We start from the raw sequence: 11,716 nt of genomic DNA on the forward strand, positions 1-11,716 counted from the left end.
GTGGTGCCTGTCCCATGTGCCTAATCTACCAAATCTCCCTGAAAAATCTGTTCCTGCTGCAGAAAATCCCTGAGCGCGCCATAAGTCTGAGAGGTCCAAAATTCACTTTCTCCCACTAGCTGCGATGCATCATCCCTTGCCTTCTCCAGTACGGCAAAGTCGCTGACCATATCCGCCAGACGGAATTCCGGGAGTCCGCTTTGCTTCGTTCCGAAAAAATCCCCGGGCCCTCTAAGCTCCAAATCCCGGCGGGACACCTCAAAGCCGTCATCCGTCTCCGTCATGACATTCATCCGTTCTTGACCGACTTCAGACTTAGGATCCGCGATGAGCACGCAATAGGATGCATGTTGTCCGCGTCCTACCCTCCCACGCAGCTGATGCAGCTGCGACAAGCCGAAACGGTCTGCATCCATGATGACCATGAGCGTCGCATTCGGCACATCTACACCTACTTCCACAACCGTGGTGGACACGAGCAGCTGCACTTCATTTTCATTGAAGGCCCGCATGACTTCTTCCTTTTCCGCAGGAGTCATCCGGCCATGCAGCAAACCGATCCGGTATTTTGGGAAAGCCTGCTGCATCTGAATATGCAAGTCAATCGCGTTTTGTACATCCAGCTTTTCGGACTCCTCGATTAAAGGACAAATCAAATAAGCTTGTCTTCCCTGGTCTATTTCCTTGGAAATAAAACCAAGCACGCGATCCATCATGTCATGCTTGACCCAATAGGTCGTGATCGGAATCCGGCCCTTCGGGCGTTCGGATAACGTCGAGACGTCCATATCCCCGAAAGCTGTAATTGCCAGCGTCCGTGGGATAGGCGTAGCCGTCATCGTCAGCACGTCCGGGTTATAGCCTTTTCGCCGTAATATGCTGCGTTGATTGACACCAAACCGGTGCTGTTCATCCGTCACCACAAGACCCAGCTGCCGGAAGAATACATCCTCCTGTATCAAAGCATGCGTTCCCACCACAATGTCGATCATGCCCATTTGCAGCGATGCCAGCAGATCTTTTCGCTTGCGCCCATTTACGCTTCCTGTCAGCAAGCCTACCGATATGCCAAATGGCTCAAACAGCTTTTGCAAAGAGCGCATATGCTGCTCGGCAAGGATTTCAGTCGGTACCATCAGAGCCCCCTGAAAACCGGAACGTACCGCACCATACAGAGCAATGGCTGCAATCACGGTCTTACCTGATCCTACATCCCCCTGTAACAGCCGATTCATACAGTAGGGGGACCGCATATCCTGCAAAATCTCAAGTTCCACCTTTTTCTGCGCATCCGTCAGCTCAAAAGGCAAACTTCGCACAAATTCCCTCATGGTCTTGTTGTCCACCGTATGCACGATTCCATCCATTCGTCTGCGGTTTAAGGCCCGGTAAGCCTGCATTTTCAGTTGGAAAAGGAACAGCTCCTCGTAAACCATGCGTTCACGCCCCAGCTGCCCTTCCCGCGTATCATTCGGTTGATGGATGGTAGCAATCGCCTGCTTGCGCGGCATAAAATGGTATTTTTGCATAATCGTTTGCGGAAGGATCTCCGGGATCATTTCACCATATTGGGTGAGTGCCTGTCCCAATGTCTTGCGCATCCACGACTGCGTGATTTTGCCTCCGATGGAATATACCGGCTGCAGCGTTCCGCTTCGCCAAGCGCCCTGGTCCGGAAACTCCGATTCGGACACCGTCATCTGCATTCTGCGCTGATCCCACTTGCCCACGAGAACGATCTCCCTGCCGCTCGTTAATTGATCACGCAGAAAGTGACGGTTGAACCAGGTAGCCGTAAACATCCACTGCTCAGCCATCATTTTGCAACTTAGCCTGGATTTCCGCCCGTAACGCTGCAGTACGGGAATGCCCATAATTTTGGCTTGGATGGTGACTTTATCCCCATCCTTGACTTCGCTGAGTGAACGCAGGCGATAATCCTCGTAACGAAAAGGATAATACTCAAGTAAATCTTTAACCGTAGAGATGCCAAAGGCGTGAAGCTCTCCTTCTTTGAGAGCACTCACGCCGCGCACCTGACGGATTGAAATTTGATTCAAACTAAGACTCATTTCCATCCCTCATTTTAAGTTGGCCATATAAATACAGCCAGGGTCCCGGGTCCAACATGACTGCCGACAACCGGACCGACATTGGTGAGCACGACTTCTCCCAGACTGTAATGCCGGGATAGCTCTTCCAGTACCGGATCGGCTGAAGCCGGGTCTGCCGTATGACCTACTGCCACGTTAATGTTTTGAATACTGCCCAGATCCTCCTGGAACCGTTCAATCATGCGGGCTATTGCCTTTTTGCGGCCTCTGACCTTTTCCACCGCATAAATGATGCCTTCATCGTCGATGGACAGAATCGGCTTGATGTTCAGCAGGTTGCCAATGATGGCTGCCGCTTTGCCGATCCGCCCGCCTTTTTGCAAATATTCCAATGTATCCACCAGAAAATAGAGCTTGCGCTGTTGACGCATCTGTTCCACGGATGAAAGGATCTCATCCGCGTTCTTACCTTCCAACGCTAACCGGGCCGCATGGACAACCAGCAGTCCAAAACCATAGGAAGCCGATCTGGAGTCTACCACCGTAATTTCCGGCGGGTCCTCCATCAGTGATTTGGCAAGGACTGCAGATTGATACGTTCCGCTCAATCCCGATGATATATGGATGGAAATAATCGGACTGCCAGGATGCATGGTCATAATGTCCTGATACACATGCATATAATCGGCAGGAGAAGCCTGCGACGTCGTAGGCAGCTGTTCCGACTGGACAAGCCGTTTGTAGAACACCTCAGCTGAAATATCTACGCCGTCCTGGAAGGTTTCTTCGCCAAACATCAAGCGAAGCGGCACGACGTGAATATCATATTTGCTGACCAGCTCTTCCGGTATGTCAGCGGTGCTGTCGGTCACAATTACCGCATGAGTCATGCGAGTGGCCTCCTTTGACTGATTTAACTATTTAAAATGAATGAAGGTCAGTTCCGCTGGTATCATAAATCCATCATACTATTGGTTTAGTGAAAATATCCGTCTTTCCCTTCATTCATTTTTATCTAAAGACTTCATTGATGTTGTAGGCTAGGACTCTACCGAAAAAATATAATAATATACCGGCTGCCCGCCTTGGTGTACTTCCACTTCTGCGTTCGGATAATTCTCCGCAAGCCAATCCGCCAATTCAGCCGTCATCTCGTTTTGCGTTTCTTCACCGGCAAGTACGGTTACGATCTCGTCCCCGCTCACAAGCATCTTGGACAAAAGTTCCTGGCACGAGCCCAGTAGCCCTTCTGCCGCTGCAACAATCTTCGAGTTCTCAATGCCGATGTATTGTCCAGCCTTGATATCCAGATTATCAATCTGGGTATCACGTACCGCATAAGTCACCTGGCCTGACTTGATATGCGCGATGGCCTCCATCATATTATCGGTATTGATGTCCTGCATTTCCTCCTCGGAGAATGCGAAAGCGGCAGCAATACCTTGCGGAATGCTCTTGCTTGGAATCACCGTAACGCTGCGCTCGCCTTCAAGAAGCTCTGCAGCTTGTTGTGCGGCAAGTACAATATTGGAATTGTTCGGCAAAATATAGATGTGCTGCGCCGATATGGAGCCAATCGCATTAACAAAATCCTCGGTGCTCGGATTCATGGTCTGACCGCCGGAAAGCACTGCATCCACGCCGAGACTTTTGAAAATGTCCGCAATACCCTGACCGGAAGCTACCGCGATAAACCCGTACGGAGCCATTTCGTCTGCCGGCGGCGTTGCAGGAGCCTGCTCGCGTGAATGCTCGATCGGATCGACAGGCATTTCAGCAAAAAGTTCGGGCATTGGCGCAATATCCAAACCGGTTGTCAGCAAATCGCGGTGCTGTTCACGCATGTTCAGAATATGAATCTGGGTGATCTCGCCATAACGGAGAGCAAGATTCAGCACCTCGCCCGGAGCCTTGGAATGTACATGCACTTTGATCAGCTCATCATCGGCAATAATAATAATGGAATCGCCATTCAATGATAACGCTTTCCTGAATTGATCCTCATCAAAATGCGCTGTGCCCACGCCTCCAAGCTGCCGGTTAATAAAAAATTCCATATCGTACAGGAATTCAATGTCTTCTGTTTCTATTTTCGATTGTGCAAGCTCAGGCCGGTCCATAAATACAGGAGCTGCGGATTCCACCACACCGGCAGAAGCCGTTTCCTGATGATTTACGTTGTATGCTTGTCTATCTGCTGGCCGAGACGAGTATTCAGGCGCTGCCTGCATTCCCTGGAGGTAGCGAAGGAAACCTTCATAAATATAAACCAGCCCTTGTCCCCCTGAGTCCACTACGCCGACCTGCTTTAATACAGGGAGCATATCAGGAGTTTGGGAAAGTGTTTCCTGTGCCTTAAGCAGCACCTGCTCCATCAATTCAGTAATATCATTTGTCCGACGGGCATAAAACAAGGCATGTTTGGCAGCCTCTTTGGCTACCGTCAGAATTGTACCCTCAACCGGCTTCACAACGGCTTTATATGCAGCATCCACGCCGGTTTGCAGAGCAGAAGCAAATTGCATAGCATTCAGTTCAGTGTAAGGCGCAGCATAACGTCCGAATCCGCGGAACAGCTGCGACGTAATCACGCCGGAATTGCCGCGTGCCCCCATCAACAGTCCTTTGGACAACACACCTGCGCTGTGTCCAATCGATTCGGAATTATTTCGTTTTAATTCAGTCACACCCGCACTCATCGTCAAGTTCATGTTCGTCCCGGTATCACCGTCCGGAACCGGAAAAACATTTAAAGAATTGACATGCTCAGCATGCTGCTGCAGCTGCTCCGCTCCGGCCAAAACCATAGAGGTGAAATCTGTCCCATTCAAAGAACGCTTACTCAATGATAAATCCCCTTCCTAGCTTGATCCTATAGCCACTGGCGTCCATATACATACGTATCAATTACGTTTTCGTTTCGCCACTTGCGTTCTAAATTAATTTTTTGCGATATCCTTATATTAAACATATGAACACTCCATAATAAACCATTATGGACTATTCATCATTGTACTATAAGAAGCTCCAGAAATAAATGTTTTTGAAGGGCGGTTGACGAAGCATTTTTTGCTGTGATATTATATACAAGTATTGTTTTATGCAGGTGTTTGGAACAAGGAGGTGTAATCTATGTCTCGCAAATGTTATGTGACTGGCAAGAAGCCAGGAAGCGGTAACCACGTATCCCACGCTAACAACCGTAACCGTCGTTCTTGGGGTGTGAACGTGCAAAAAGTTCGTATTCTTGTTGACGGCAAACCGAAGCGCGTTTATGTGAGCACTCGTGCGCTCAAAGCTGGTAAAGTTACCCGCGTATAATCAGGAAAACTTTTACTTACAGAGTAGAAAGACCGCGTTTTACGCGGGAGTTTTTCTCTTGCGCTATAAGAAAAACGTCTTAGACGAACTTTCAGAGTAGACAGATCGCTTTTAGAGGCCGTTTTTCTTGCGATTATAGAATTCTTCAGCTCCTACCGGACTTACAGATTCTATAATCTTAAGAAATTGCCTCTGGACGTTTACACATTCTTATATCTTAAGAATAGCATATAAGCAAAAAGCACCTTGTTTTCAGCAGGTGCTTTTTTTAATGCCTTTGTTCCTGTTCGGTGGGGTTTCATGCCGCCTGCGTCAGAGGTTTTTTGCACTAAGCGGCATACCATAAGGAGTATTCAGCTTTTATGAAATGTGTTCAAAATGGCTTTTACGAATCCTCCCAAAAACTTTGGCAGCTTAAATGTGTAAAATTTCATATTCCATTCCACCCTCCCCATCATTCTCATGTCATCGCGTATGGTATGCCTGAGCGTGTTTGCTACAGAAAACGGACAAAAAAAGGTTACATGAGAACCTTGCTCATGTAACCAATGTATGCGCAAAATGCGCGACCTATGACTCAGGCAGACAAGTGAAGCCCGCCCAATATCTTTATCCGTTCTGAACGCTCGCGCGGATCGCCCGAATCGCTGCTTGGCGGTCCTTTTGGCCAAACACGGCGCTGCCTGCAACGAGTACATCAGCCCCGGCTTCTACAACCAAAGGAGCCGTCTCGCTCGTAATACCGCCATCTACCTCGATATGAACATCAAAGAGAGAGGCTTCGTTCAGCCACTGACGCACCTGACGTATCTTATGAACCGCATTCGGAATGAATGCTTGACCGCCAAAGCCCGGGTTAACCGTCATAATGAGAACCATATCGATATCGCCTAAAATCTCCCGAATGGCAGATGCTGGCGTTGCCGGATTGATGACGACGCCTGCTTGCACACCGTGTTCCTTAATCAAGTGAATGACCCGGTGCAGATGGATGCAGGCTTCAGCATGAACAGTAATCATATTCGCGCCAGCTTTAGCAAAGTCAGCGATATATTGTTCCGGATGCTCGATCATCAGATGAACATCCAGAGGCAGGCTCGTGTGCGGTTTAATGGCACTCACGATAGGCGGTCCCAGCGTAATGTTCGGCACAAAATGCCCATCCATGACGTCCACGTGGATCCAGTCGGCTCCCGCGGCTTCCACTTCCGAAATTTCCTGGCCCAATCGGGCGAAATCTGCCGACAATATCGATGGCGCTATTTTAATCATTTCCGTTAATACCTCCGCTTCTTATCTTTCATTTCGGTTAAGAACAGCACATAATGTTCGTAGCGGCTCGCTGCAATCTTTCCTTCTTCCACTGCCTTTAATACTTTGCAGCCCGGTTCATGAGTGTGGCTGCAACCACGGAATTTGCATTGATCCGCATACGAGGCGAATTCCCTGAAACATGTGGACAGCTCTTCTACCCCGAGCTCCAGGAAATCGAGCTGGCTGAAGCCAGGCGTATCGGCAACAAATCCACCCTGCTCCAGCTCAATCAGCTCCACATGACGTGTCGTGTGCTTGCCCCGGCCCAGCCTCATGCTAATCGCGCTGGTTTCGAGCGCAAGGCCGGGAACCAGCCGATTCAGTAGCGAGGACTTGCCTACACCGGACTGGCCGGAAAAGACGCTGATTTGACCTTTCAACCTTTCCTGCAGCAGATCCGTTCCCAGCCCTAAGCGCGAACTTGATACGATGACCTGGTAACCGATATTTTCATACAGTTCTTTTACCACAGCTGCTGGATCTTCACGGGGGTCTTCTACCGACAGAAGATCCTGCTTGGTCAAGCAAATGACCGTATCCAGCCCCGAGTGCTCGATGTGAACCAAGAATTTGTCCAGCAACTGCAAGTTAAGCTCGGGTTCACGGACCGAAAATACCAGAACGGCCAAGTCTACGTTGGCCACGGGAGGACGGATAAGCTCGGAGCTGCGTGGCAGTATTTCATCTACCATGCCCTCCCCGTTTTCCGTGTGGGAATAGATAATATGATCCCCAACCAGCGGAGTTACGCCCTTTTTCTTAAAAATACCGCGTGCTCTGCACTGGATGCCGTCCCCGCCTCCAGAAGCTGCCATCCCGTTTTCGAGCGGCTTGACGTAATAGTATCCGCTTAACGCCTTCACGATCACTCCTTCAGGCATACATGAAAGGCCTCACTTTCTCCGACAGGTTCACAAGTTGAATGGTTCGAACCTTTAGTGGTTTTGCTTGTATATTACTGTTTCGCTATTTTTCTTCCCTTTTCCCGGATTGCCATGATTATTCTTATTGCCTTTACCCGGGAAGTTAAAGCCGGTTGTATCATTGTTATCTCCGTTATCTCCGTTGTCTTCGTTTCCATCTCCGTTACCGTCTTGCGATCCCGGATCGCCGCCGCTGTTATCCGGAAGAGTTATCGCGGGTACCGTGCCATTCTTGGCGTCTTCATAGGTTACCGTGTAAGTGTCGAAGATCTGTCCATCACGTTTGACGGTAACAATCCCGTTCATGGTTGGCGAAAGCACCAGGTCTACAGGGAATACCTGCGTCGATTTAATGGTTTTCGTCCCCCATACCTTGCTTTGGCCGCTTGTACGGGCATCGCTGTATTCAATACTGATTTTACTGTTCTCCCCTTCGACGGTCGGGGCCACAGGCAAATTATACGTGTATTTCAGTGCATCAGACGGATATCCCGAGCTGACGGTCAGCGTGATCGTTTTTCCCGGTTCGGCATCCGTTCCCGGATCGAAAGGCCACTGTTTCATTACAATGCCTTTTTCGACGGTATAGCTTCCTTCTTGCTCAATAATCGGATCTGCAGTGAATCCGTTCGATTTCAGCTTCTGAACTGCTTTATCCTGGGTTAAATCGAGGAGGTTCGGCATTTTCACCTGTTCCTGCCCTTTGCTGACGGTTAAAGTAACCTGAGCCGTATCCGGATCCACGTCGGTATTCGCACCCGGATCCTGGGAGATGACTTGATTCACAGGTTTATCGCTGAATTCAGACTTCTGCTTGATGTTGTCTTCTTTAAATCCTTTACCGACCAAAGCTTTTACCGCGTCCTCAAAGGAAGAACCCTTGACATCCGTCATTGGGATCAGAGGCTTGGCTGCAACTACCGAAAGCTGAATGGTCGAACCTTTCTTTACCTCGGTCCCTTCCGGTTTGCTCTGCTCATAGACGACGCCTTCGGGATAATCCGGCTTGAATTTCCGAATCACGTTTTCATCCACTTCAAGGCCAAGCGCACCGAGCTCTTTGCGGGCATCGGCTTCCGTCTTGGCTACGACGTTTGGCACCGTCACGTTCGGAACGACAAGCTTGTGGTTGACGTACCAAGCCAGTCCCCCCATCGCAAGAAGAAGAAAGAGCGTCAGGCCGATCCACAGCGCAGGCCTTCCCCAAGACTTTTTCGGTTTGGCCGCTGCTTCAGGCCGTTCGTCACGGTCTTCATCAACAGCTGCAGCTGCCGCCACAGGCCTTGATCTGACAGGGCTAGCCCCGATATGCTGAGGCTTAATCGCCGGAATAACACGGGTGCGATCCTCGTCGTCGATATCCGCAAAATCTATTTTCTTCTCATTTCTTCGCTCCGGCAGCAGGCAGGTTTCCAGATCATGCAGCATTTCCTTTGCGCTCTGATAACGCTCCTGCGGATTTTTCCGCATGGATTTGAGAATAATATTTTCCACGCTCTGGGGAATGAGGGGATTCACTTCACGCGGTTCCTCGAATTCCTCCTGTAGATGCTTCAGCGCCACACTGATCGGGCTTTCCCCAAGAAAAGGAAGACGTGCCGTTAGCATTTGATACAATACAATACCAAGAGAATATAAATCCGATTTTTCTCCCGTGACCACGCCTTTGGCATGTTCAGGAGAAAAATAATGCACGGAGCCGACTACGGAGCCTGTTTGAGTAATCGTCGTAGAAGTTACGGCCCGGGCGATCCCGAAATCCGTCACTTTGACTCTGCCGTTGCGTCCAATCAGTATATTGTGGGGTTTGATATCCCTATGAATGATCTGATTCTGATGGGCATGATCCAGCGCATCGCAAATCTGTGAAGCGATCCGAACCGCCTCGTCGACCTGCAATGGTGCCCGTTCCTTGATGATTTCGTTCAGATTGTGCCCTTCCACGTACTCCATGACGATATAATGCACTTCGTCTTCCTGACCCACATCATAAATGCTGACAACGTTCGGGTGCGAGAGCGAAGCAGCCGACTGCGCCTCCCGGCGGAAGCGGCGTATAAACTCCTCATCGTGCACAAACTGCTGGCGCAGCACCTTGACAGCGACATTCCGGCCGAGCAGCAAATCATGCGCTTTGTAGACCAGAGCCATCCCGCCGCCGCCAATACGTTCAATAATTTCATAACGGCCGCCCAATTCGTGTCCGATCATGAATCCCACTCCTTTATACTTTGCCCAGCGACTTCGTCTTGAAGTTCAAACAGGGCGACAGTAATGTTGTCATCGCCTCCGGCGAGAAGTGCCAGCTGCAGAAGTCGGTCCGCCCTTTCATCCAGCGGAACGTCCCGCATTCCGGATATTTGGGCAATATGCTCGCCGCTAACCAGACTGCTAAGTCCATCGCTGCACAAAAGGAGTACTTCCCCGGCAGATAGTGTGACAGGATACAAATCGACAGATACCTCGGGATCGGTGCCCAAAGCGCGCATAATCACATTGCGGCGCGGATGGGTTTTCATTTCCTCAAGACTGATCTGGCCGCTTTTAAACAGCTCATTGACCAGTGTATGGTCTTCCGTAAGCTGAATGGCTTCACCATTCACGATTTTATAAGCCCGACTGTCTCCGATATGTCCGATAATACCGGACACGTCTTGCAGCAGTAGCACCTCAACCGTCGTTCCCATGTTGTGATATTTTTCATTTTTGGATGCTTCGCTGTAAATGACGTCGTTGGCATGCAGAATAGCATCACTGACTGCTGCGCTTATGCCTTCGGCGGACATGCCCTCTTCCAGTGCAGACAGATCTCCCGCAATGGTATCCACGGCAAGCCTGCTCGCGGTATCGCCAGCCTGATGGCCGCCCATACCGTCAGCAACGATGCCGATGGTATATCCTTGCGGCAGCTGCCCAATCCAGACTGAATCCTCGTTTACCGATCGAACCCGCCCGATATTACTGGCATGAACTGTTTTGATCAAGTTCCCCTCACCTCAACTCCATATGCTTGGCACGCAGTTGTCCGCATGCAGCCGCGATATCGTGGCCTTGTTCACGACGGATCGTTACATTCACGCCGTTTTCTGCGAGTACTTTCTGAAACTTGAAAATATCATTGCGCGATGTGCGAACGTATTTACGTTCAGGCACATGGTTAACCGGAATCAAATTGACATGGCAGAGCATGTCCTTCAGAACGCTTGCCAGCTCGGCCGCATGCTCAGGCTGGTCGTTCACTCCTCCGATCAAGGCGTATTCAAAGGTGATGCGGCGGCCCGTTTTTGCCAGGTAGAAGCGGAGTGCCTCCATGACATCCTCAAAAGGATAGCGGCGATTCACCGGCATGAGCTTGGAACGCAGCATATCATTCGGAGCATGAATGGAGATGGCCAGATTAATCTGGGTGTCCTCATTCGCGAATTTATAAATATTCGGAACAATGCCGCTTGTGGATACGGTAATATGGCGCTGGCCAATGTTAAGGCCCTTTTCATGGATCATAATGCGAAGGAATTTCATCGTAGCTTCATAGTTTTCGAATGGCTCACCCGAGCCCATGATGACTATGCTGCTGACGCGTTCCCCTCTCTCATCCAATATCTTTTGGGATTGAACCACCTGTGCAACGATTTCACCGGCCGTCAGATTCCGCTTGAGCCCACCGAGGGTTGAGGCGCAGAACGTGCATCCGATCCGGCAGCCTACCTGTGTTGTCACGCAGATGCTGTTTCCGTAGCTATGTTTCATGATTACCGTCTCGATGGCATGCTCGTCATGTAGACCGAACAGGAACTTCACCGTTCCGTCCTTCGACTCCAGCTTGGTAATCTCGTTCAGAGTTACGAACTCAAACTGATCTTCAAGCTTCTGGCGAAGCTCCTTGGATAAGTTCGTCATTTCCTGAAAACTGCCTACTCTTTTCACGTAGAGCCAGTCAAAGATCTGCCCGCCGCGAAATGCGGGTTCCCCATTTTCCTTGGCCCATTCCTGGAGGTCATCCAGGTTCAAATCATATATAAAAGGCTTCATTTCACCACACCTGTCTTTTATCATTCATATGCATATTGTTTCTCATTCTTCCTATTTTAACACAAATAAAAG

General features: G+C 49.8%; 10 protein-coding genes. 1 reads left to right on the plus strand and 9 read right to left on the minus strand.

Annotated features, from left to right (window positions below):
• Window positions 1-20: 20 nt before the first annotated feature.
• The 3 genes from recG to GRF59_RS16005 form a co-directional block, all read right to left on the minus strand.
• Window positions 21-2,072 carry an ATP-dependent DNA helicase RecG gene (recG, locus tag GRF59_RS15995; protein ID WP_160498709.1) on the minus strand — a complete coding sequence of 684 codons (2,052 nt, stop codon included), beginning with the start codon at window positions 2,070-2,072 and terminating at the stop codon, window positions 21-23.
• A gap of 14 nt (window positions 2,073-2,086) precedes the next feature.
• Window positions 2,087-2,944 (minus strand): DegV family protein, encoded by an 858-nt coding sequence (locus GRF59_RS16000; protein ID WP_160498710.1) that lies wholly within the window; start codon window positions 2,942-2,944, stop codon window positions 2,087-2,089.
• A 150-nt stretch (window positions 2,945-3,094) separates the two neighbouring features.
• On the minus strand, window positions 3,095-4,900 hold the full coding sequence (locus GRF59_RS16005; protein ID WP_160498711.1) for a DAK2 domain-containing protein: 1,806 nt from the start codon (window positions 4,898-4,900) through the stop codon (window positions 3,095-3,097).
• A 286-nt stretch (window positions 4,901-5,186) separates the two neighbouring features.
• On the opposite strand from GRF59_RS16005, the gene rpmB reads away from it, so the two are divergent.
• Window positions 5,187-5,375 carry a 50S ribosomal protein L28 gene (gene rpmB, locus GRF59_RS16010; protein ID WP_047910965.1) on the plus strand — a complete coding sequence of 63 codons (189 nt, stop codon included), beginning with the start codon at window positions 5,187-5,189 and terminating at the stop codon, window positions 5,373-5,375.
• A gap of 353 nt (window positions 5,376-5,728) precedes the next feature.
• On the opposite strand, the gene spoVM is transcribed toward rpmB, so the two are convergent.
• The 6 genes from spoVM to rlmN all read right to left on the minus strand — a co-directional run bounded on the left by spoVM (window position 5,729) and on the right by rlmN (window position 11,644).
• Window positions 5,729-5,809 (minus strand): stage V sporulation protein SpoVM, encoded by an 81-nt coding sequence (gene spoVM, locus GRF59_RS16015; RefSeq protein ID WP_034273235.1) that lies wholly within the window; start codon window positions 5,807-5,809, stop codon window positions 5,729-5,731.
• A 175-nt stretch (window positions 5,810-5,984) separates the two neighbouring features.
• Entirely contained in the window at window positions 5,985-6,647 is a 663-nt protein-coding gene (gene rpe, locus GRF59_RS16020; protein ID WP_160498712.1) for a ribulose-phosphate 3-epimerase, read from the minus strand.
• A gap of 5 nt (window positions 6,648-6,652) precedes the next feature.
• Complete coding sequence (gene rsgA, locus GRF59_RS16025) at window positions 6,653-7,570, minus strand: ribosome small subunit-dependent GTPase A (RefSeq protein ID WP_160498713.1); 918 nt, start codon at window positions 7,568-7,570, stop codon at window positions 6,653-6,655.
• 54 nt (window positions 7,571-7,624) lie between these two features.
• Window positions 7,625-9,823, minus strand: coding sequence for a Stk1 family PASTA domain-containing Ser/Thr kinase (gene pknB, locus GRF59_RS16030; RefSeq protein ID WP_160498714.1), 2,199 nt, complete (start codon window positions 9,821-9,823; stop codon window positions 7,625-7,627).
• The gene (locus GRF59_RS16035) at window positions 9,820-10,596 is read right to left on the minus strand and encodes a Stp1/IreP family PP2C-type Ser/Thr phosphatase (RefSeq protein WP_160498715.1); all 777 of its coding nucleotides are present in this window, start codon (window positions 10,594-10,596) and stop codon (window positions 9,820-9,822) included. The genes pknB and GRF59_RS16035 overlap by 4 nt, the downstream gene beginning before the upstream one ends.
• A 7-nt stretch (window positions 10,597-10,603) precedes the next feature.
• Complete coding sequence (gene rlmN / locus GRF59_RS16040) at window positions 10,604-11,644, minus strand: dual-specificity RNA methyltransferase RlmN (RefSeq protein WP_160498716.1); 1,041 nt, start codon at window positions 11,642-11,644, stop codon at window positions 10,604-10,606.
• Window positions 11,645-11,716: the final 72 nt, after the last annotated feature.

This window comes from Paenibacillus dendrobii (genome assembly GCF_009807035.1).
Taxonomy (GTDB): Bacteria; Bacillota; Bacilli; order Paenibacillales; family Paenibacillaceae; genus Paenibacillus_AQ; species Paenibacillus_AQ dendrobii.

What these genes read in the sequence shown, in the direction of transcription:
- recG (WP_160498709.1), bottom strand. Translation starts at nt 2,072, where the DNA reads ATGAGTCTTAGTTTGAATCAAATTTCAATCCGTCAGGTGCGCGGCGTG.
- GRF59_RS16000 (WP_160498710.1), bottom strand. Translation starts at nt 2,944, where the DNA reads ATGACTCATGCGGTAATTGTGACCGACAGCACCGCTGACATACCGGAA.
- rpmB (WP_047910965.1), top strand. Translation starts at nt 5,187, where the DNA reads ATGTCTCGCAAATGTTATGTGACTGGCAAGAAGCCAGGAAGCGGTAAC.
- spoVM (WP_034273235.1), bottom strand. Translation starts at nt 5,809, where the DNA reads ATGAAATTTTACACATTTAAGCTGCCAAAGTTTTTGGGAGGATTCGTA.
- rpe (WP_160498712.1), bottom strand. Translation starts at nt 6,647, where the DNA reads ATGATTAAAATAGCGCCATCGATATTGTCGGCAGATTTCGCCCGATTG.
- rsgA (WP_160498713.1), bottom strand. Translation starts at nt 7,570, where the DNA reads ATGCCTGAAGGAGTGATCGTGAAGGCGTTAAGCGGATACTATTACGTC.
- pknB (WP_160498714.1), bottom strand. Translation starts at nt 9,823, where the DNA reads ATGATCGGACACGAATTGGGCGGCCGTTATGAAATTATTGAACGTATT.
- rlmN (WP_160498716.1), bottom strand. Translation starts at nt 11,644, where the DNA reads ATGAAGCCTTTTATATATGATTTGAACCTGGATGACCTCCAGGAATGG.